Origin of the sequence: Microbacterium arborescens, assembly GCF_030369635.1 — a bacterium.
Taxonomy (GTDB): domain Bacteria; phylum Actinomycetota; class Actinomycetes; order Actinomycetales; family Microbacteriaceae; genus Microbacterium.
In genome coordinates this window covers 2,382,343-2,402,496 of record NZ_CP128474.1, presented here as the reverse complement: position 1 = coordinate 2,402,496, position 20,154 = coordinate 2,382,343, and the positions used below count along the sequence as shown (strand labels likewise).

At 69.1% G+C, this 20,154-nt stretch carries 20 protein-coding genes; 18 read left to right on the top strand and 2 right to left on the bottom strand.

The genetic code is table 11. The features are described from left to right. Window positions 1–58 precede the first annotated feature (58 nt). The 6 genes from lysA to prfA all read left to right on the top strand — a co-directional run bounded on the left by lysA (window position 59) and on the right by prfA (window position 8,116). Window positions 59–1,468 (top strand): diaminopimelate decarboxylase, encoded by a 1,410-nt coding sequence (lysA, locus tag QUC20_RS11400; protein ID WP_289329931.1) that lies wholly within the window; start codon window positions 59–61, stop codon window positions 1,466–1,468. Then, window positions 1,465–2,784, top strand: a complete 1,320-nt coding sequence (locus QUC20_RS11395; protein WP_289329930.1) for a homoserine dehydrogenase — start codon at window positions 1,465–1,467, stop codon at window positions 2,782–2,784. The genes lysA and QUC20_RS11395 overlap by 4 nt, the downstream gene beginning before the upstream one ends. Before the next feature lies 1 nt (window position 2,785). Next, on the top strand, window positions 2,786–3,871 hold the full coding sequence (gene thrC, locus QUC20_RS11390; RefSeq protein WP_289329929.1) for a threonine synthase: 1,086 nt from the start codon (window positions 2,786–2,788) through the stop codon (window positions 3,869–3,871). Continuing rightward, window positions 3,868–4,797, top strand: coding sequence for a homoserine kinase (thrB, locus tag QUC20_RS11385; RefSeq protein ID WP_120264808.1), 930 nt, complete (start codon window positions 3,868–3,870; stop codon window positions 4,795–4,797). The genes thrC and thrB overlap by 4 nt, the downstream gene beginning before the upstream one ends. 152 nt (window positions 4,798–4,949) lie before the next feature. Beyond that, window positions 4,950–7,037 carry a transcription termination factor Rho gene (gene rho, locus QUC20_RS11380; RefSeq protein ID WP_289329928.1) on the top strand — a complete coding sequence of 696 codons (2,088 nt, stop codon included), beginning with the start codon at window positions 4,950–4,952 and terminating at the stop codon, window positions 7,035–7,037. A 2-nt stretch (window positions 7,038–7,039) separates the two neighbouring features. Beyond that, complete coding sequence (gene prfA / locus QUC20_RS11375) at window positions 7,040–8,116, top strand: peptide chain release factor 1 (RefSeq protein WP_120264810.1); 1,077 nt, start codon at window positions 7,040–7,042, stop codon at window positions 8,114–8,116. A gap of 105 nt (window positions 8,117–8,221) precedes the next feature. Here the strand turns inward: prfA and epsC are convergent, their stop codons facing one another. Continuing rightward, window positions 8,222–8,794 carry a serine O-acetyltransferase EpsC gene (gene epsC, locus QUC20_RS11370; protein ID WP_120264811.1) on the bottom strand — a complete coding sequence of 191 codons (573 nt, stop codon included), beginning with the start codon at window positions 8,792–8,794 and terminating at the stop codon, window positions 8,222–8,224. After that, window positions 8,794–9,747, bottom strand: coding sequence for a cysteine synthase A (cysK, locus tag QUC20_RS11365; protein WP_120264812.1), 954 nt, complete (start codon window positions 9,745–9,747; stop codon window positions 8,794–8,796). Before cysK ends, epsC begins: the two co-directional genes overlap by 1 nt. A gap of 127 nt (window positions 9,748–9,874) precedes the next feature. On the opposite strand from cysK, the gene prmC reads away from it, so the two are divergent. The 12 genes from prmC (at window position 9,875) to QUC20_RS11305 (ending at window position 20,152) form a co-directional block, all read left to right on the top strand. Beyond that, window positions 9,875–10,756, top strand: coding sequence for a peptide chain release factor N(5)-glutamine methyltransferase (gene prmC / locus QUC20_RS11360; protein ID WP_289329927.1), 882 nt, complete (start codon window positions 9,875–9,877; stop codon window positions 10,754–10,756). A 34-nt stretch (window positions 10,757–10,790) separates the two neighbouring features. Next, entirely contained in the window at window positions 10,791–11,549 is a 759-nt protein-coding gene (locus QUC20_RS11355) for an L-threonylcarbamoyladenylate synthase (RefSeq protein WP_289329926.1), read from the top strand. Continuing rightward, the gene (locus QUC20_RS11350; protein WP_120264815.1) at window positions 11,546–12,703 is read left to right on the top strand and encodes an MraY family glycosyltransferase; all 1,158 of its coding nucleotides are present in this window, start codon (window positions 11,546–11,548) and stop codon (window positions 12,701–12,703) included. Before QUC20_RS11355 ends, QUC20_RS11350 begins: the two co-directional genes overlap by 4 nt. Next, complete coding sequence (locus QUC20_RS11345) at window positions 12,700–13,185, top strand: Cg1360 family ATP-synthase-associated protein (protein ID WP_120264816.1); 486 nt, start codon at window positions 12,700–12,702, stop codon at window positions 13,183–13,185. Before QUC20_RS11350 ends, QUC20_RS11345 begins: the two co-directional genes overlap by 4 nt. Window positions 13,186–13,327: 142 nt before the next feature. Beyond that, window positions 13,328–14,134 carry a F0F1 ATP synthase subunit A gene (gene atpB / locus QUC20_RS11340; RefSeq protein WP_259455379.1) on the top strand — a complete coding sequence of 269 codons (807 nt, stop codon included), beginning with the start codon at window positions 13,328–13,330 and terminating at the stop codon, window positions 14,132–14,134. Window positions 14,135–14,177: 43 nt separating this feature from the next. Beyond that, window positions 14,178–14,417, top strand: a complete 240-nt coding sequence (gene atpE, locus QUC20_RS11335) for an ATP synthase F0 subunit C (protein WP_023955203.1) — start codon at window positions 14,178–14,180, stop codon at window positions 14,415–14,417. A gap of 31 nt (window positions 14,418–14,448) precedes the next feature. Continuing rightward, window positions 14,449–15,003 carry a F0F1 ATP synthase subunit B gene (locus tag QUC20_RS11330; protein ID WP_120264817.1) on the top strand — a complete coding sequence of 185 codons (555 nt, stop codon included), beginning with the start codon at window positions 14,449–14,451 and terminating at the stop codon, window positions 15,001–15,003. Beyond that, on the top strand, window positions 15,003–15,791 hold the full coding sequence (locus tag QUC20_RS11325; RefSeq protein WP_289329925.1) for a F0F1 ATP synthase subunit delta: 789 nt from the start codon (window positions 15,003–15,005) through the stop codon (window positions 15,789–15,791). Before QUC20_RS11330 ends, QUC20_RS11325 begins: the two co-directional genes overlap by 1 nt. Window positions 15,792–15,864: 73 nt before the next feature. Next, window positions 15,865–17,505, top strand: a complete 1,641-nt coding sequence (gene atpA, locus QUC20_RS11320; RefSeq protein WP_289329924.1) for a F0F1 ATP synthase subunit alpha — start codon at window positions 15,865–15,867, stop codon at window positions 17,503–17,505. Window positions 17,506–17,523: 18 nt separating this feature from the next. Beyond that, window positions 17,524–18,426, top strand: a complete 903-nt coding sequence (locus QUC20_RS11315; RefSeq protein ID WP_023955196.1) for a F0F1 ATP synthase subunit gamma — start codon at window positions 17,524–17,526, stop codon at window positions 18,424–18,426. A gap of 21 nt (window positions 18,427–18,447) precedes the next feature. Further along, window positions 18,448–19,893: a F0F1 ATP synthase subunit beta gene (gene atpD, locus QUC20_RS11310; RefSeq protein ID WP_094260016.1), complete on the top strand. Its 1,446-nt coding sequence runs from the start codon at window positions 18,448–18,450 to the stop codon at window positions 19,891–19,893. Window position 19,894: 1 nt separating this feature from the next. Continuing rightward, complete coding sequence (locus QUC20_RS11305) at window positions 19,895–20,152, top strand: F0F1 ATP synthase subunit epsilon (protein ID WP_023955192.1); 258 nt, start codon at window positions 19,895–19,897, stop codon at window positions 20,150–20,152. Window positions 20,153–20,154: the final 2 nt, after the last annotated feature.

The window sequence follows — 20,154 nt, the reverse complement described above, 5'->3', positions numbered from 1 at the left end:
CGGCACCGTCGCGGCCCCGTCTGCCTGACGGTCAGCGTCTCTCCCGATTGGTGTTCCCGTGTCCCCGTCCGACGTCCGCCCCGCCGTGCCGGAATGGCTGCTCCCTCCCGCTGACGTCAACGCGCTGGTCGAAGCCGTCTGGCCGCCCCGCGCCGAGCGCGACGACGACGGCGCGGTGTCGATCGGCGGCATCGCGGCCACCGACCTGGCCGCGCAGTTCGGCACGCCCCTGTACGTCCTCGACCAGGATGCCGTCGTGGCACAGGCGCGACGGGTTCGCGAGGCGTTCGACGGCGCCGCGGCGCGCCACGGCACGACGGCGCGCGTGTACTACGCCTCGAAAGCGTTCTTGAGCACGGAGATCGTGCGCTGGGTGACGGCGGAAGGTCTCGCGATCGACGTCGCAACCGGCGGCGAGCTCGCGGTCGCCCTGGCTGCGGGGGCGGATCCGGCTCGCATCGGGTTGCACGGCAACAACAAGTCGCCGCTCGAGCTGGCGCGCGCCGTCGAGCTGGGGGTGGGGTCCGTCATCGTCGACAGTCTCATCGAGATCGACCGACTCGCCGAGATCGCGGCTGCGCGCGGGGCCGTTCAGCCCGTGCTCGTGCGGGTGAACAGCGGCGTGCACGCCGAGACCCATGACTTCCTGGCCACCGCCCACGAGGACCAGAAGTTCGGATTCGCGCTGACGGATGCCGAAGCCGTGGTCGCTCGGGTCCGCGAGCTGCCGTCACTGCGTTTCGTCGGGCTGCACTGCCACATCGGCTCCCAGATCTTCGGCACCGCGGGCTTCGCCGAGTCGGCGTCGCGGCTCGTCGCCGTCCACGCGCGCCTGCTCGACGACGGCGACGTGCCGGTGCTCAACCTCGGGGGCGGTTTCGGCATCGCTTACACGAGTGTCGACGACCCGACCCCGATCGAGGAGCTGGCCGACGGCATCGTCGCCGCTGTCGCGCGCGAGTGCGCCGCGCACGGCGTCCCGGTCCCGACCCTGGCCTTCGAGCCCGGTCGGGCCATCGTCGGCCGCGCCGGCGTCACCCTGTACGAGATCGGCACCACCAAGCCCGTCCGCGTCAGCGACGAGCTCGAGCGCCTCTACGTGAGTGTCGACGGGGGTATGAGCGACAACGCCCGCCCAGCCCTCTACGGCGCGGCCTATTCGGCGCGGGTGGCCAACCGTCGCAGCGACGCTCCCGCCGCGCTCGCCCGCGTCGTCGGGCGACACTGCGAATCAGGTGACGTCGTCGTCGACGCCGAGTACCTGCCGGCCGACGTCGCGCCGGGCGACCTGCTGGCCGTTGCCGCGACGGGCGCCTACTGCTTCTCGCTCGCCAGCAACTACAACTACGTCCCGCGTCCGCCCGTCGTCGCCGTCTCGAACGGCCTGGCCCGGGTGATCGTTCGCGGAGAGACGATCGACGACCTGCTCGCCCGTGATGCGGGCATCCCCACAGAAGGAGCCGAATGACGGACTACCGCCGCCTGCGTGTGGCCCTGCTCGGAGCCGGCGCCGTCGGCTCGCAGGTCGCCGCCCTGTTGCTCAAGCACGGAGACGAACTGGCCGATCGGGCCGGCGCCGCCCTCGACCTCGTCGGCATCTCGGTGCGCGACATCGATGCGCCGCGTGACGTCGAGCTTCCGCGCGAGCTGCTGACGACCGACCCCGAGCCGCTCCTCGTCGGCTCCGACATCGTCATCGAGCTCATGGGCGGGATCGAGCCGGCCCGGACGAGCATCCTGAAGGCGATCGGTGCCGGTGCCGACATCGTGACAGCGAACAAGGCGTTGCTGGCGACGCACGGCCCCGAGCTGTTCGAGGCGGCCGACCAGGTCGGTGCCTCGATCTATTACGAGGCCGCCGCTGCTGGCGCCATCCCGATCATCCGCCCGTTGCGCGACTCGCTCGCCGGCGACCGGGTGCAGCGCATCATGGGCATCGTCAACGGCACGACGAACTACATCCTCGACCGCATGGACCGCGAGGGATCCGACTTCGCCGACGTGCTGGCCGACGCGCAGGCGCTCGGGTACGCCGAGGCCGACCCGACAGCCGACATCGAGGGATACGACGCGGCGCAGAAAGCAGCGATCCTCGCCTCTCTCGCGTTCCACACCGCCGTGCCGCTGAACGCCGTCCACCGCGAGGGCATCACGCAGATCGACGCCGACATGATGGATGCCGCCCGCAAGGCCGGCTTCGTCATCAAGCTCCTCGCCGTGTGCGAGCGTCTCGCCGACGCCGAGGTGTCGCCCTCCGGCGAGACGATCTCGGTGCGCGTGTACCCCGCCCTCGTTCCTCGCGAGCATCCGCTCGCGAGCGTGCACGGAGCGAACAACGCCGTCTTCGTCCAGGCGGAGGCTGCGGGCGACCTCATGTTCTACGGTGCGGGCGCGGGCGGTGTGCAGACCGCCTCGGCCGTCCTGGGCGATGTCGTCTCGGCGGCCCGCCGCCACATCGCCGGCGGCGTCGGGGTGGGCGAGTCGACGCGCGCGAATCTGCCGGTCGTCCCGATCGGCCATGTGACGACGCGGTATCAGATCACCCTTGAGGTCGACGACCGCTCCGGCGTCCTCGCCGCGGTGGCGGGGCTGCTCAGCGACGGCAAGGTCTCGGTGGCGACGCTCGAGCAGACGATCGTCGCCGACGGCGACGTCCAGACCGCCCGCCTGGTCATCGGCACCCACACCGCGCGCGAGCAGGACCTCAGCGACGCGGTCGCGTCGCTCGGCGAGAGCGGCGTCGTCAAGCGCGTCGTCTCGGTGCTGCGGGTGGAGGGGGACTGACATGGCACACGTGTGGCAGGGAGTGCTCCGCGAGTTCGCCGACCGCCTCGACGTCACCGACTCCTCGACGGTGGTCACCCTGGGCGAGGGCGGTACGCCGCTCGTCCCCGCTCGCGAGCTCTCGCACCGCACGGGCGCCGACGTCTGGGTGAAGTTCGAAGGAATGAACCCGACGGGTTCGTTCAAGGACCGCGGCATGACGGTCGCTCTCTCGCGTGCCGTCGAGCACGGCGCGAAGGCCGTCATCTGCGCCTCGACGGGCAACACGTCGGCGTCCGCGGCGGCCTACGCCGCGCACGCCGGCATCACCGCCGCCGTTCTCGTCCCCGAAGGCAAGATCGCGATGGGCAAGCTGAGCCAGGCCGTCGCCCACGGCGGTCGCCTCATCCAGATCCGGGGCAACTTCGACGACTGCCTCGAGATCGCGCGGGAACTGGCCGACCACTATCCGGTGCACCTGGTCAACTCGGTCAATCCCGATCGCATCGACGGTCAGAAGACCGCGGCGTACGAGATCGTCTCGCAGCTGGGCGACGCCCCGGACTTCCACTTCGTTCCCGTCGGCAACGCCGGCAACTACACGGCGCATGCGCGCGGGTACCGCGAGGAAGCGGCCCGTGGGGCTGCGACGCGGGTCCCGCGGATGTTCGGCTTCCAGGCCGCCGGGTCGGCGCCGCTGGTCCGCGGTGAGGTCGTGAAGGATCCCGACACGATCGCGACGGCGATCCGCATCGGCAACCCGGCGTCGTGGCACCTCGCTCTCGAGGCGCGCGACGCGACCCGGGGCTGGTTCGGCGCCATCGACGACGACCGTATCCTCGCGGCGCAGAAGCTCCTCGCGAGCACGGCGGGCGTGTTCGTCGAGCCGGCATCCGCGATCACCGTCGCCGGTCTGCTCGATCGCGCCGAGGCGGGCGTCATCCCCGCGGGCTCGAGAGTCGTCCTGACCGTCACCGGTCACGGGCTCAAGGACCCGCAGTGGGCCCTCCGCAACGCGGACGGCACACAGGCAGAACCGGTCGTCGTCGACGCTTCGACCGCCGAGGTGGCATCCGTGCTCGACCTCGCGCCGGAGGCGACGGCATGACCCGCTCGGTCCAGGTGCGCGTCCCCGCGACCAGCGCCAATCTCGGTCCCGGCTTCGACACCCTGGGGCTCGCGCTCAGCGTCTACGACGAGCTGATCGTCACCGAGCTGCCCGGCCCCGGCCTCGAGATCACCGTCTCGGGCGAGGGGGCCGCCGACGTCCCGACCGACGCGTCGCACCTCGTGGTGCGGGCGATGGCCTACGCCTACGAGGCGTTCGGGCGGACCATGCCCGGCGTGCGTCTCGAGGCGGTCAACGCGATTCCGCACGGGCGCGGGATGGGATCGTCGGGCGCCGCGGTCGTGTCCGGATTGCTGGCGGCGAAGGGGCTCCTCGCGGGCGACGTGGAGATCGGCGCCGACGCGCTGCTCCGACTCGCCACCGAGCTCGAGGGCCACCCCGACAACGTCGCGCCCGCTCTGTTCGGCGGCCTCACCATCGCGTGGGTCGACGAGCACGGGCCGCAGCACAAGAAGCTGCTCGTCCACCGCGGTGTCGCGCCGCTGGTGTTCGTACCCGACTTCACGATGTCGACGTCGGTCGCGCGCGGGTTCGACCCGTTGCAGGTCACGCGCGAGGACGCGATCTTCAATCTCTCGCGGTCGGCGCTGCTGGTCGCGGCCCTCACGCAGAGCCCCGACCTGCTGCTGGCCGCCACCGAAGACAAACTCCATCAGTCGTACCGCGCCCAGGCGATGGTCGAGACCGACAAACTCGTCCGTGCCCTGCGCGCCGAAGGCTTCGCGGCGGTCGTGTCGGGCGCCGGCCCCAGCGTGCTCGTGCTCGCAGACGGTCCGGGCCAGCGTCTGGCAGCCGTCGAGGTCGCCGCGCGTACCACAGACACCCCGTGGGATGCACGGATGCTGGCGGTCGATGTACGCGGTGGTATGGTGAGGGACCATACGGAGGGTTCCACACCCTTGTGATCTGAGCCTCCGTCGCAATTCTGCGAATCACCGCGAACACCCCTGATCCATACCCCGTGCCGTCGGCCGGACGCGTGTGGCAGGCGGATGGCGCCCGCCGTGGACGGCGCTGGACGCGGTTCTGTCATATCCACCGTTTAAGAGGAGCACTCGTGGAGTCCAACTCCGAGAACCTGACGATCGACGAGACTGTCGACGCACCGAACGAAGAGACGCCTGCGCAGCCGGATGCCGTCGTCGAGACCCCCGCCGAGGACGTGCCCGCCGAGGAGGCCTCGCCCGAGGTCGCCCCCGCTGCGGAGGAGGCTGCCGCGCCTGCCGTCGTGGCCGAGCCCGAGGAGAAGCCCGCGAAGGCTCCGCGCAAGCGTGCGCCCCGCCGGGCCAAGAGCACGGATGTCGCGCCCGCCGCCGCCGACGAGACCCCGGCTGTCGCCGAGGCTCCTGCCGAGACGCCGGTCACCGATGCGCCGACGAGCACGGATGCGGGCGCCGAGCCTGCTGCTGAGGCGGTTTCGGCCGACGTCGCGGCTGCTGCTGACGAGAGCGCACCCGCTGCCGCTGACGCGGCTGTTGATGAGCCCGCCGATGCCGAGCCCGCCGAGGCACCGAAGAAGCCGGCCCGCGGCCGTGGGCGCGGCCGCAACGCGAAGAAGGATGCCGAGGCCGAGGCCACCCCGAGCCCCGACGCCGCGGCCGAGCCCGGCGACGCTCCGGCGGCCGACAGCGCCGCCGAGACTCCGGCAGAGCAGGCGCCGGAGACGGACGCCTCGTCCGACGAGTCGTCGAAGTCCGACTCCGGTGAGGGCGACGGCGAGTCGTCCGGTCGCTCGCGGAGCCGTTCACGCAACCGCAACCGCAACCGCAACAAGGACAACGCCCAGGGCAACCCGGGCCAGGCCGGCCAGAACCAGGGCGGCAACCAGAACCAGGGCGGCAACCAGAACCAGGCCGGCAACAACGGCCCCGACGACGATGACGCCTCGGGCCAGAACGGCCGTGGCCGCCAGCGCAACAAGCGCCGCGGTCAGGGCGGCGGTGGCGACGAGTTCGAGACCGAGATCAACGAGGACGACATCCTCATCCCGATCGCCGGTGTGCTCGATGTCCTCGACAACTACGCGTTCGTCCGCACGACCGGCTACCTGCCGGGTACTCAGGACGTCTACGTCTCGCTCGGACAGGTCAAGAAGTACAACCTGCGCAAGGGCGACGCCGTCGTCGGCGCGATCAAGCAGCCGCGTGAGGGCGAGCAGTCGAGCCGCCAGAAGTACAACGCGCTCGTCAAGGTCGACTCCATCAACGGCCTGTCGGTCGAGGACGCCGCCGACCGCGTCGAGTTCGGCAAGCTCACGCCGCTGTACCCGCAGGAGCGTCTGCGCCTCGAGACCGGCCCCGAGAAGCTGACCCAGCGGATCATCGATCTCGTGGCTCCGATCGGAAAGGGACAGCGCGGTCTCATCGTCGCGCCGCCCAAGGCCGGCAAGACGATCGTGCTGCAGCAGATCGCGGGCGCGATCGCGCAGAACAACCCCGAGGTCCACCTCATGGTCGTGCTCGTCGACGAGCGGCCCGAAGAGGTCACCGACATGCAGCGCACCGTCAAGGGCGAGGTCATCGCCTCGACCTTCGACCGTCCCGCAGAGGACCACACGACGGTCGCCGAGCTCGCGATCGAGCGTGCCAAGCGTCTGGTCGAGCTCGGCCGCGACGTCGTCGTGCTGCTCGACTCGATCACGCGCCTCGGCCGCGCGTACAACCTGTCGGCCCCGACGTCGGGCCGTGTCCTCACCGGTGGCGTCGACGCGTCGGCGCTGTACCCGCCGAAGCGCTTCTTCGGTGCGGCACGCAACATCGAGAACGGCGGCTCGCTGACGATCCTCGCCACGGCGCTGGTCGAGACCGGTTCCAAGATGGACGAGGTCATCTTCGAGGAGTTCAAGGGCACGGGCAACAGCGAGCTGCGCCTGTCGCGTCAGCTGGCCGACAAGCGCATCTTCCCCGCCGTCGATGTCAACGCTTCCTCGACGCGTCGTGAAGAGATGCTGCTCTCCTCCGACGAGGTCAAGATCACGTGGAAGCTGCGTCGCGCCCTCGCCGGCCTCGACCAGCAGCACGCGCTCGGCGTCATCCTCGACAAGCTCAAGGAGACGCAGTCCAACGTCGAGTTCCTCGTTCAGATGCAGAAGTCGATCCCGGCGCCGACCACGCACTCCGGCGGGCACGACAACAGCATCCGCTGATCGTGTTCGAGTCGGTCCGAGGGCTGCTCGACGAGCACCGCGCGGTTCAGGAGGAGCTCTCCGACCCCGCGGTGCACGCCGACGCCGCGCGCGCCAAGCGCGTGAACCGGCGCTACGCCGAACTGTCGCGGATCGTCGCGGCCCACGATGCGTGGGTCGCGGCATCCGACGACCTCGCTGCGGCGCGTGAACTCGCCCGCGAGGACGACGCGTTCGCGGCGGAGGTCCCGGCTCTCGAGGAGGGGCTGCGTGAGGCGCAGGAGCGGCTCCGGCGCCTGCTCATCCCGCGTGACCCCGACGACGCCCGCGACGTCATCATGGAGATCAAGCAGGGTGAGGGGGGAGCGGAGTCCGCTCTCTTCGCCGCCGATCTGCTGCGGATGTACATGCAGTACGCCGCGTCGCGCGGGTGGAAGACCGAACTGCTCGAACGCAACGAGTCCGACCTCGGCGGCTACAAAGACGTGCAGGTCGCGATCAAGGGATCGTCGACCGACCCTTCACAGGGCGTGTGGGCGCACCTCAAGTACGAGGGCGGGGTGCACCGCGTGCAGCGCGTGCCCGCGACCGAGTCGCAGGGCCGCATCCACACCTCCACGACGGGCGTGCTCGTGTTCCCCGAGGTCGACGAGCCCGAAGAGATCACGATCGATCCGAACGACCTGAAGATCGACGTCTTCCGTTCGTCCGGGCCGGGTGGACAGTCGGTCAACACGACCGACTCCGCCGTGCGGATCACGCATGTGCCGACGGGCATCGTCGTCTCGATGCAGAACGAGAAGAGCCAGCTGCAGAACCGTGAGGCCGGCATGCGCGTGCTTCGGGCCCGCCTGCTCGCGAAGCAGCAGGAGGAGCGGGATGCCGCGGCATCCGACGCCCGCCGTTCGCAGATCCGGGGCATGGACCGCTCCGAGCGCATCCGCACGTACAACTTCCCCGAGAACCGCATCGCCGACCATCGGACGGGCTACAAGGCATACAACCTCGATCAGGTGATGGACGGCGCCCTCGCGCCGGTCATCGAGAGCTGTATCGCCGCCGACGAAGAGGCGCGCCTAGCCGCTCTGGCCGACGACTGACCCAGCCCCTTCTCGATTCGGTCCGTCGACTCGCCAAGATCTGCGGGTCCGGCGGGCCTGGCACCCGCCGTTCCTGGCGAGTCGACGGGGGCGTCGGGGGAGTAGTCAGATGTGGTACTCGGGAGCGGTGAGCACCGCGCGGGTGTCCTCGCCCTCGCGGCGGGCACGCGGCCGGGCGGGGACACCGACCAGCACCGAGTCGGCGGGCGCATCCTTGGTGACCACGGCGTTGGCGCCGACGACGCTGCCGGCGCCGATCGTGATCGGACCCAGGATCTTCGCGCCGGCGCCGACCGCGACCCCGTCTTCGAGAGTGGGATGCCGCTTGCCGGCGTGACGGGTGCGGCCGCCGAGCGTCACGCCGTGGTACAGCATGACGTCGTCGCCGATGACGGCGGTCTCGCCGATCACGACGCCCATGCCGTGGTCGATGAAGAACCGCCGGCCGATCCGCGCTCCCGGGTGGATCTCGATGCCCGTGAGCCAGCGGGTCAGCTGCGACCCGGCGCGCGCGAGGAACCGCGCACGCCGGAGCCACAGCCTGTGCATGATGCGGTACGACCAGACCGCGTGCAGCCCCGGGTACAGCAACGCGATCTCCAGGCCGCTGCGAGCCGCGGGGTCGCGGAGCTTCGCGGCGGCCAGATCCTCGCGGATGCGTGCGCGGAGCGTTCCCATCAGTCTTCGCGCAGGTCCTCGAACAGCGGGGTCGACAGGTAGCGCTCTCCGAACGAAGGGATGATCACGACGATGTTCTTGCCCTCGGATTCGGGGCGTGCCGCCACCTGGAGTGCGGCCCAGACGGCCGCTCCCGACGAGATCCCGACGAGGATGCCCTCCTTCTGCGCCACCTCGCGCGCGACGCGGATCGCGTCGTCGAACGTGACGTCCTGCACCTCGTCGATGACGCCCTGATCGAGGATCGGCGGAATGAAGTTCGGCCCGATGCCCTGGATCTTGTGGGGTCCGGGCTTGCCCTCGGTCAGCAGGGGGGAGTCCTTCGGCTCGACCGCGACGACCTTCACATCGGCGACGCGTTCCTTCAGCACCTGACCGACCCCCGTGATCGTGCCGCCCGTGCCGATGCCGGCGACGAAGTAGCCGACCTGGCCATCGGTGTCGCGGAGGATCTCCTCGGCGGTCGTGCGACGGTGGATGTCGGGGTTGGCTTCGTTGGCGAACTGCTTCGCCAGAACGGCGCCGGGAGTCTCGGCGGCGATCTTCTCCGCCTCGGACACGGCGCCCTTCATGCCCAGCGAGGGGTCGGTCAGCACGAGCTCGGCGCCGTATGCCTTGAGCAGCAGGCGGCGCTCCATCGACATCGACGAGGGCATGGTGAGGATGACGCGGTATCCGCGCGCTGCACCGACCATCGCCAGAGCGATCCCGGTGTTGCCGCTGGTGCCTTCGACGATCGTGCCGCCGGGCTGGAGGGCGCCGGCCTTCTCGGCGGCGTCGACGATGGCGATGCCGAGACGGTCCTTCACGGACGACGCGGGGTTGTAGAACTCGAGCTTGGCGAGCACGGTGCCCGGCAGACCCTCGCTGACGCGGTTCAATCGCACGAGAGGCGTGTTGCCGTACGCGGTGGTGATGTCGGGATGGATGCCGTGGGTGACCGGGTCGGACATGTCTGCCTTTCAGGGTTTTCGAGCGGATGCCGCGTCGCGGCGGGATCGTCGCCCCAGCCTATTGTCGTGCTCCGATGAGAGAGCCGAATGTGACGAATCCGCGAGCGTGATTAGGCTTGTCGGCGCCATGAGCACCGCGTCCCTCCCTGCACCGCCCCTGACCGAGGTCCTGCGTGCCGCGACCGCCGAGCTCGAGGCCGCCTTCGTGCCGACTCCACAGGTCGATGCCGAGCTCCTCGCCGCGCACGTGCTGGGCATCGGGCGCGGCGAGCTGTCGGCCGCGGTCTTCCGCGGCGATGCGATCGGCTCCGAGGATGCCGCGCGACTGGCCGAACTGGTCGCGCGTCGCGCGGCCCGCGAGCCCCTGCAGCATCTCACCGGGGTCGCGCCCTTCCGTCACCTCGAACTCCGCGTCGGTCCCGGTGTCTTCGTGCCGCGTCCCGAGACGGAGTCGGTCGCCCAGATCGCGATCGACCTGCTGCGCGCGGCCGCCGGCCCCGAGCCCGTCGCGGTCGACCTCGGCACGGGCTCGGGAGCGATCGCCCTGGCGCTGGCGACGGAGGTGCCGCACGCACGGGTGCACGCGGCGGAGAACTCGGTCGACGCCTTCATCTGGACGAAGGAGAACTTCGCCCTCGTGGGTGCGCCGAACGCGCGCCTCGCCTTCATCGACCTCGAGCACGCGTTCCCGGAGCTCGACGGCACCGTGTCGGTGCTCGTCTCCAACCCGCCCTACGTGCCCGATGACGCCATTCCACGCGACCCCGAGGTGCGACTGTGGGACCCGCCGGCGGCGCTGTACGGCGGCCCCGACGGGTTGGACGTCGTCCGCACCCTCTCACGCGTCGGGCTCCGCCTGGTGCACCCGGGGGGCAGCATCGTCATCGAGCACGGCGAGCTGCAGGGGGCCGCCATCCGCGGCATCCTCGCCGCCGACGGATGGTCTGCGACCGCCACGCATCCCGACCTCACGATGCGCGACCGCACCACGACGGCCGTCCGCTCCTGAGAGCGGACGGCCTCCGCCGTACACTGGAGCGGTCATGTCTCCCGTTTTCGACTGCCGCGACGAGACCCAGGTCCTCCCCGGCATGCGCCAGGCGCGCCAGGCCATCGGTCGCGGCGATCTCATCGTCCTGCCCACCGACACCGTCTACGGTGTCGCCGCCGACGCCTTCAGCGCCGCGGCCGTCACCAAGCTGCTCGCCGCGAAGGGGCGGGGTCGCCAGTCGCCGCCCCCGGTGCTGGTCGCCGGCATCGCGACGATGCGCGCGCTCGTGGCCGAGGTGCCCGAGCCCGTCGAGCGGCTCGTCGAAGCGTTCTGGCCGGGAGGTCTGACGATCGTCCTGCCCGCGCAACCTTCACTGTCGTGGGACCTGGGCGAGACCCGGGGAACCGTCGCGGTGCGCATGCCCGCCGACAGGTTCGCCCTCGAGCTCTTGGAGGAGTGCGGGCCCCTGGCGGTCTCGAGCGCCAATCTCACGAAGATGAACGCTGCCGTCACGATCGACGACGCGATACGGATGCTGGGCGACAGTGTCTCGGTCTACCTCGACGGCGGCCCTGCCGCGACCGGTGTGGCCTCGACGATCGTCGACGCGACGACCTTGGTGGGCTCAGACCCTGCCCCGGTGCGCGTACTCCGCGAGGGTGCCGTCAGCCGCGAGGCACTGCGCGACGTGCTCGACGACCTGCTCGAACCCGACCCCGAGCCCGAGCACGCCGAGGCGGCGAACCGCACCCCCATGGAGCCCGGCTCCGGGGGCGGCACCGGCGAGACCGCCGGCGGCAGCGTCGCGTGAGGCTCTACCTGGCCACCTTCGTGGTCACGGCCCTCGTCACCTTCGGGTTGACGTGGCTCGTCCTCAAGGTGAGTCTGCGGTACAAGCTCTACCCCGAGATCCGCGACCGCGACGTCCACCGGACGCCGACGCCGAGACTCGGCGGCGTCGGGATGTTCCTCGGTGCCACCGCGGTCATCCTGGCCTCGTCGCAGATCCCGTTCTTCGCGATCTTCTGGGCCAAGCCCGAACCGATCTGGGCCATCCTCGCGGCGACCGCGCTCATCGTCGTCGTCGGCGTCGCTGACGATCTGTGGGACCTCGACTGGCTCATCAAGCTCGGTGCGCAGTTCGCCGCCGCGGCCATCGTCGTGGGTTTCGGGGGAGTGCAGATGTACACGATCCCGCTCGGGGGCCAGACGGTGGTCTCGAGCGCCGCGAGCTTCACGATCACGGTGTTCTCGATCGTCGTGGTGATGAACGCCGTCAACTTCATCGACGGCCTCGACGGCCTCGTGGCGGGGGTGGCCCTGATCGCGAACGGCGTGTTCTTCACGTACACCTATCTGCTCGGGCGCGACTTCGGCGCGAGCAGCTACGCGAACCTGGCATCCTTCCTGGCCGTCGTCCTCCTCGGGGTCTGCGCCGGCTTCCTGCCGCTGAACTGGAACCCCGCGAAGCTGTTCATGGGCGACTCGGGAGCCCTCATGATCGGGCTGCTCATGAGCTGCTCGGCGATCCTCGTGACCGGCACCCTCGTCCCGGCCACGGGAGACAACGACGTGTTCGGCCGCTCGCAGCTGCTGGGTGCGTTCATCCCGATCCTGCTGCCGGTCGTCGTCGTCCTCCTGCCGCTGCTCGACTTCGGCATGGCGGTGATCCGCCGCATGTCCCGCGGTAAGTCGCCGTTCTCGCCCGACCGCAAGCACCTGCACCACCGCATGCTCGACATGGGCCACAGCGATCGCGACGCCGTCCTCGTCTTCTATGCCTGGACGACGGTCGTGAGCCTCTCGGTGCTGCTGATGTACATCGGCACGACCGCGGCCTGGCCCGGCGACTACCTCTTCGGACTCGGCTTCCTCGTGCTCGGCGTCGCCGCGTGCCTCGTCGTGACCTTCATCCCCGCGCGCCCTCAGCGCCCGACCACCCTCGTGAAAGAGCCCTCCTCGTGACTGCGAACACCCCCGATCCCACCGCTCGCCGCCGCATCTCCAGCACACCCGTCCTGCGTGCCGCGCTCACGTGGGGGCTGCTCGTCGGCGTCGTTGTCGCGGCAGTCCTCGCGCTCGTCGGCGGGCTCGTCGCGGGGGCGGACGGCGCCTGGAGCGGCGTGCTGGGCGCGCTGGTCGGCATCGTCTTCCCCGCGTTCACCGCCCTCAGCATCCTGATCGGCAACCATTGGTACGGTCACCCGCAGTGGCTCCAGATCTTCTTCGCCGTCGTGCTGGGCGGCTGGCTGCTGAAGTTCGTCCTCGTGATCGTCGCGCTGCTTCTGCTGTTCCAGGTGGAGTGGCTCGAGCGCGGGATCTTCGCCCTCGCTGTCATCGTCGCGGCGGTCGCGTCGCTGGTGGTCGACCTGATCGTCCTGAGCCGGATGCGGCTCTCCGGTGCATCGGATGTCGAACTTCCGACGTCCGACACGATCCAGGATTAGGTCGAGCCGTAACCTTTGGTAGTGTGGGACTACACTCTGCGGCCGGTGTGCAGTGGCGACACTGAGGCCCCGCTGGAGTCGTTCCCCTTCTAAACCCTCACCGAGCTAGTCCTGGCTGGCCCGAGAAGCTGGAGCCAATACGTTGACTCAAGCGACGACGATTGTCGCAGCGGCGGCATCGGACAACGAGTTCCACCCGCCGTCCATCTCCGACTTCTTCCCGCCGGCTCTGCTGTTCGAAGGCACGCCCTTCGAATTCACCCGGATCAGCATGGTCCAGGTCATCGCGACCGTGGCGCTGGTGATCTTCCTGGTGGTCGGCACGCGCCGCCTCTCAGTGGTCCCCGGCCGGTTCCAGAGCGTGGTCGAGTTCGGCTTCGGCTTCGTCCGCGACCAGGTCGTGTACCAGGTCCTGGGCGAGAAGGACGGCCGCCGCTTCCTCCCGCTGCTGACCGCGATGTTCTTCACGATCCTGTTCATGAACCTGACGGGCGTCATCCCCGGCATGAACATCGCAGGAACCTCGGTGGCCGGTGCGCCGCTGGTGTTCGCGCTCGTGGCGTACGTCATGTTCATCTACGCGGGCATCCGCAAGCACGGGGTCGGACACTTCCTCAAGAACTCGCTCGTCCCCAGCGGCGTGCCGGTCTACCTGCTGCCGATCATCGCGCTCGTCGAGCTCATCTCGACCTTCATCGCGCGCCCGGTGTCGCTGTTCCTGCGACTTCTCCTGAACATGATGGTCGGCCACCTCATGCTCGTGCTGTTCTTCGCGGCGACCCAGTTCTTCCTGCTGGGCCTCAACGCCTTCACGCCGCTCGCGGCGGGCACGCTCGCGATGGGCTTCGCCTTCACCCTCTTCGAGATCTTCGTCTCGATCCTCCAGGCCTACGTCTTCACGATCCTCACCGCGGTCTACATCCAGCTCGCGGTCGCGGAAGAGCACTGACGAGCAGCTGACCGGCTGCTCGCCCTACGAAAGGAAAACACCAGTGGACGCAACGACGGTTCTCGCCCAGGTCACCGGCAACATCGCGACCGTGGGTTACGGCCTCGCGGCCATCGGCCCGGCCATCGGCCTCGGCATCATGATCGGCAAGACCATCGAGTCGACCGCCCGTCAGCCCGAGCTCGCCGGCCGCCTGCAGAGCACCATGTTCATCGGTGTCGCGTTCATCGAGATCCTCGCGCTGATCGGCATCGTCACGCCGTTCATCTTCAACGCGCTCTGATCCCGACGCGACCCACAGATAAGGAGACAGGATGCTGAACGCTCTTGTCACGCTTGCGGCCGAGGAGGGATCCAACCAGGTCCCCATCCTCCCGGCGGTCTACGACATCATCTGGTCGGCTGTCTGCTTCCTCGTCATCATCTTCGTGGTGGTGCGCTACGCGATGCCGCGCCTGAACACGGTGCTCGACGCGCGCAGCGCGGCCATCGAGGGCAACATCGCCAAGGCCGATGAAGCCCAGCGCAAGGCCGAGGCGGCGCTCGAGGAGTACACCGCTCAGCTGGCCGAGGCCCGCAAGGAAGCCGGCGAGATCCGCGACGCCGCTCGCGAGGACGGTCGCAAGATCGTCAGCGAGGCGAAGCAGAACGCTTCGGCCGAGGCCGAACGCCTCACCGCAGCCGCGCACACGCAGATCGAGGCCGAGCGCCAGGCGGCCGCCGTATCGCTGCGCAGCGAGGTCGGCACGCTGGCTCTCGACCTCGCCGGCGGCGTCATCGGCGAGACCCTGTCCGACGACCAGAAGGCTCAGGCTGTCGTCGACCGCTTCCTCAGCGAGCTCGAGGCCTCAGAGAAGGCGTCGAACTGATGGGCAGCGCGACCACTCAGGCACTCGTCGCGACGACGTCGGCCATCGCCGAGACCCCCGGGCTCACGCTCGAGGTGTCCGGTGAGCTGTTCGCCGCCGCGCGGGCTCTGGCGGACTCGCCGCAGCTGAGCGGCGCGCTGACGGACAACGCGGCTTCGTCGCAGATTCGCGACAAGGTCGTCGGCGACGTGTTCGGTCCGGCGTTCGCGCCGCAGACCGTGTCGTTGCTGCGCACGGCCGTCGCGCAGCGCTGGTCCTCTGTCGACGACTTCGTCGACGCCGTCGAGGAGCTGGCGATCCGCGCCGCCGCCGTCGCCGATCAGGGCGATCTCGAGAACGAGCTGTTCGGTGTGCTGCACACCGTGTCAGCGAACCCCGAGCTCGAACTCGCTCTCGGCAGCCGGCTGGGGGAGGCCTCGGCCAAGGGGGCTCTCATCGAGCGCCTTCTCGACGGACGCTTCGGCGCCGGTACGCGCCTCATCGCGTCGTCGATCGTGCAGCGTCCGCGTGAACGTCGCGTGCGTCAGCTGCTCGAGCGAGCCATCCGCATCGTCTCGAACCAGCGTGGTCGCGTGGTCGCGAGCGTCCGCACGGCGACCCCGCTCAACGATCAGCAGCGTGCCCGTCTCGCCGAGACCCTCTCGAACCGATACCGCACCGCCGTCGCGCTCAACCTCGTCGTCGACCCCGGGGTCGTCGGGGGTCTGCGCATCGAGATCGGCGACGACGTGATCGACGCCACCGTCGCCTCCCGCCTCTCCGATCTCCGCCAGCGACTGGCGGGCTGACCCACCTCACCGCCCGCAGGGGCGCACCGGCCGGATGCATCCGGACCCTCAGACTCAGGACCGAAGGAACACCATGGCAGAACTGTCCATCAGCCCGGATGTCATCCGTGACGCGCTGAAAGACTTCGTCGCCGCGTACGAGCCCACCGGGGCCGCCGCGACCGAGGTCGGCACCGTCGTCGACGCGGCCGACGGCATCGCCCACGTCGAGGGTCTGCCCGGCGTCATGGCGAACGAGCTCGTCCGTTTCGAGAACGGCATCGAGGGCCTCGCGCAGAACCTCGACGAGCACGAGATCGGTGTCGTCGTCCTCGGCGACTTCGCCGGGATCCAGGCGGGCCAGAAGGTCACGCGAACCGGCGAGGTGCTCTCGGTCGGTGTCGGCGAGGGTTACCTCGGCCGCGTCGTCGACCCGCTCGGCAACCCGATCGACGGCCTCGGCGAGATCGCCACGACCGGCCGACGCGCCCTCGAGCTGCAGGCGCCCGGCGTCATGCAGCGCAAGTCGGTCCACGAGCCGATGCAGACCGGTATCAAGGCCATCGACGCCATGATCCCCGTCGGCCGCGGTCAGCGTCAGCTGATCATCGGCGACCGCCAGACCGGTAAGACGGCCATCGCGATCGACACGATCATCAACCAGAAGGCCAACTGGGAGTCGGGCGACGTCAACAAGCAGGTTCGCTGCATCTACGTCGCCATCGGCCAGAAGGGCTCGACCATCGCTTCGGTGAAGGGCGCGCTCGAGGACGCCGGTGCCATGGAGTACACGACGATCGTCGCGGCTCCGGCATCCGACCCCGCCGGCTTCAAGTACCTCGCCCCCTACACGGGCTCGGCCATCGGCCAGCACTGGATGTACGAGGGCAAGCACGTCCTGATCATCTTCGACGACCTGTCGAAGCAGGCCGAGGCCTACCGTGCCGTGTCGCTGCTGCTGCGTCGTCCGCCGGGCCGCGAGGCATACCCCGGTGACGTCTTCTACCTGCACTCGCGCCTGCTCGAGCGTTGCGCGAAGCTCTCCGACGAGCTGGGCGCGGGCTCGATGACGGGTCTGCCGATCATCGAGACCAAGGCCAACGACGTCTCGGCCTACATCCCGACCAACGTGATCTCGATCACCGACGGCCAGATCTTCCTGCAGTCTGACCTGTTCAACGCCAACCAGCGTCCCGCGGTCGACGTGGGTATCTCGGTGTCGCGTGTCGGTGGTGACGCTCAGGTGAAGTCGATCAAGAAGGTCTCGGGAACGCTGAAGCTCGAGCTCGCGCAGTACCGCTCGCTCGAGGCGTTCGCGATGTTCGCGTCCGACCTCGACGCCGCGTCGCGCCGTCAGCTGGCGCGTGGTGCGCGTCTGACCGAGCTGCTCAAGCAGCCGCAGTACTCGCCGTACCCGGTCGAGGAGCAGGTCGTCTCGATCTGGGCGGGGACCAACGGCAAGCTCGACACGATCGAGGTCGAGGACGTCCTCACCTTCGAGCGCGAGCTGCTCGACTACCTCAAGCGCAACACGTCGATCCTCGACACGCTGCGCGAGACCAACGTGCTGGGCGACGACACCGTCGCCGAGCTCGAGAAGGTCGTCGACGAGTTCGTGCTCGAGTTCCAGGGCGGAAAGGGCCAGGCCATCAACAAGCCGGGCCACGAGGAGACCGCTGCCGCCGAGGCCGATGACGTGAACCAGGAGCAGATCGTCAAGGGCCGCCGCGGCTGACGCGGAGGACGACACACTATGGGCGCACAACTCCGGGTCTACAAGCAGAAGATCAGTTCTGCTCAGACGACCAAGAAGATCACGAAGGCGATGGAGCTCATCGCGGCTTCGCGCATTCAGAAGGCGATGGGGCGCGTCCGCGCATCCTCTCCCTTCGCGCGGGCCGTGACGCGTGCCGTCTCCGCGGTGGCGACCCACTCCGACGTCGAGCACCCGCTGACGACCGAGCGCGAGACCATCCGTCGCTCGGCGGTCGTCATCTTCGCCTCCGACCGCGGCCTCGCCGGCGCGTTCAACTCGCAGATCCTCCGCGAGGGTCTCGAGCTGGCCGAGCTGCTGCGGTCGCAGGGCAAGGAAGTGGACTACTACCTCATCGGCCGCAAGGCCGTCGGGTACTTCCAGTTCCGTCGGATGCGGGCTGCGGGCGAGTGGACGGGCGACACCGACACACCGCACTTCAGCACCGCTGAGCAGGTCGCCGGGGCCCTCCTCGACGCCTACGCTCAGGGCGGCGAAGACGGCGGAGTCGACGAGATCCACCTCGTGTACAACCGCTTCGTCAGCATGATGACGCAGACGCCTGAAGCAGTGCGTCTGCTGCCGCTCGAGGTCGTCGAGGCCGACGCTGCGACAGCGGACCAGGCTCCGGTCTACCCGCTGTACGAGTTCGAGCCCGATCCCGAGACGGTGCTCGATGCGCTGCTTCCGGTCTACGTCCAGAGCCGCGTGTTCAACGCGCTGCTCCAGTCGTCCGCCGCGAAGCACGCCGCGACGCAGAAGGCGATGAAGTCGGCGAGCGACAACGCCGACAAGCTCATCACCGATTACACCCGCCTGCGCAACAACGCTCGCCAGGCCGAGATCACTCAGCAGATCGCCGAGATCGTCGGCGGCGCCGACGCTCTGGCGTCGGGCAAGTAAGACCAACCGAAAGAGACAGACATGACCACCGTCACTGCCGAAGCCACGTCGGTCGTCGGCCGCGTTGCGCGCGTCACCGGCCCCGTCGTCGACATCGAGTTCCCGCACGACTCGATCCCCGACATCTACAACGCGCTCAAGACCACCATCACGATCGATGGCGAGTCGACCGAGATCACCCTCGAGGTCGCTCAGCACCTCGGCGACGACCTCGTCCGCGCGATCTCGCTGAAGCCGACCGACGGCATGGTCCGCGGCCAGGAAGTGCGCGACACCGGCGGCCCCATCACGGTGCCCGTGGGCGACGTCACCAAGGGCAAGGTCTTCAACGTCACGGGCGACGTTCTCAACGCCGCCGAGGGCGAGACCATCGAGGTCACCGAGCGCTGGGGCATCCACCGTCAGGCCCCGAGCTTCGACCAGCTCGAGTCGAAGACCCAGATGTTCGAGACCGGCATCAAGGTCATCGACCTGCTCACCCCCTACGTCCAGGGTGGAAAGATCGGCCTCTTCGGTGGTGCCGGCGTCGGCAAGACCGTCCTCATCCAGGAGATGATCCAGCGCGTCGCGCAGGACCACGGCGGTGTGTCGGTGTTCGCCGGTGTCGGTGAGCGCACCCGTGAGGGCAACGACCTCATCCACGAGATGGAGGAGGCGGGCGTCTTCGACAAGACCGCCCTCGTCTTCGGCCAGATGGACGAGCCGCCGGGAACGCGTCTGCGCGTCGCCCTGTCGGCCCTGACCATGGCCGAGTACTTCCGCGACGTGCAGAAGCAGGACGTGCTGTTGTTCATCGACAACATCTTCCGCTTCACGCAGGCCGGCTCCGAGGTCTCGACGCTGCTCGGCCGTATGCCGTCCGCGGTGGGCTACCAGCCCAACCTGGCCGATGAGATGGGTGTGCTCCAGGAGCGCATCACCTCGACCCGTGGCCACTCGATCACCTCGCTTCAGGCGATCTACGTCCCCGCCGACGACTACACCGACCCGGCTCCGGCGACGACCTTCGCGCACCTCGACGCGACGACCGAGCTCTCGCGCGAGATCGCGTCGAAGGGTCTCTACCCGGCCGTCGACCCGCTGAGCTCGACGAGCCGCATCCTCGACCCGCGCTACATCGGCGAGGACCACTACCGCGTCGCGACCGCCGTGAAGCAGATCCTCCAGAAGAATAAGGAACTGCAGGAGATCATCGCGATTCTCGGTGTCGACGAGCTCTCCGAAGAGGACAAGATCGTCGTGTCGCGCGCGCGCCGCATCCAGCAGTTCCTCTCGCAGAACACCTACATGGCGAAGAAGTTCACCGGTGTCGAGGGCTCCACGGTCCCGATCAAGGAGACGATCGAGTCGTTCGACGCGATCGTCAAGGGTGACTTCGACCACGTGGCCGAGCAGGCCTTCTTCAACGTCGGCGGTATCGGCGACGTCGAAGAGAAGTGGGCGAAGATCCAGAAGGAGAACAGCTGACATGGCTCTGACGGTCACGCTCGTCTCCGCCGAGGCGGAGGTCTGGTCGGGTGAGGCATCCCTCGTCGTGGCCAAGACCGTCGAGGGCGAGATCGGCTTCATGGCGGGTCACGAGCCGGTGCTCGCGATCCTCGCCGAGGGCCAGGTGCGCATCACGCAGCCTGGCGGCGAGAAGATCGTCGCCAACGCGCAGGACGGCTTCCTGTCGATGGAGGGCGACGAGCTCACCATCGTGGCCGGGAACGCCGCTCTGGCCTGACC

Coding starts and splice junctions, on each gene's coding strand:
- QUC20_RS11395 (WP_289329930.1), top strand. CDS start 1,465: ATGACGGACTACCGCCGCCTGCGTGTGGCCCTGCTCGGAGCCGGCGCC.
- thrC (WP_289329929.1), top strand. CDS start 2,786: ATGGCACACGTGTGGCAGGGAGTGCTCCGCGAGTTCGCCGACCGCCTC.
- thrB (WP_120264808.1), top strand. CDS start 3,868: ATGACCCGCTCGGTCCAGGTGCGCGTCCCCGCGACCAGCGCCAATCTC.
- epsC (WP_120264811.1), bottom strand. CDS start 8,794: ATGGGAACGCTCCGCGCACGCATCCGCGAGGATCTGGCCGCCGCGAAG.
- cysK (WP_120264812.1), bottom strand. CDS start 9,747: ATGTCCGACCCGGTCACCCACGGCATCCATCCCGACATCACCACCGCG.
- prmC (WP_289329927.1), top strand. CDS start 9,875: ATGAGCACCGCGTCCCTCCCTGCACCGCCCCTGACCGAGGTCCTGCGT.
- QUC20_RS11355 (WP_289329926.1), top strand. CDS start 10,791: ATGTCTCCCGTTTTCGACTGCCGCGACGAGACCCAGGTCCTCCCCGGC.
- QUC20_RS11330 (WP_120264817.1), top strand. CDS start 14,449: ATGCTGAACGCTCTTGTCACGCTTGCGGCCGAGGAGGGATCCAACCAG.
- QUC20_RS11325 (WP_289329925.1), top strand. CDS start 15,003: ATGGGCAGCGCGACCACTCAGGCACTCGTCGCGACGACGTCGGCCATC.
- atpA (WP_289329924.1), top strand. CDS start 15,865: ATGGCAGAACTGTCCATCAGCCCGGATGTCATCCGTGACGCGCTGAAA.
- QUC20_RS11315 (WP_023955196.1), top strand. CDS start 17,524: ATGGGCGCACAACTCCGGGTCTACAAGCAGAAGATCAGTTCTGCTCAG.
- atpD (WP_094260016.1), top strand. CDS start 18,448: ATGACCACCGTCACTGCCGAAGCCACGTCGGTCGTCGGCCGCGTTGCG.
- QUC20_RS11305 (WP_023955192.1), top strand. CDS start 19,895: ATGGCTCTGACGGTCACGCTCGTCTCCGCCGAGGCGGAGGTCTGGTCG.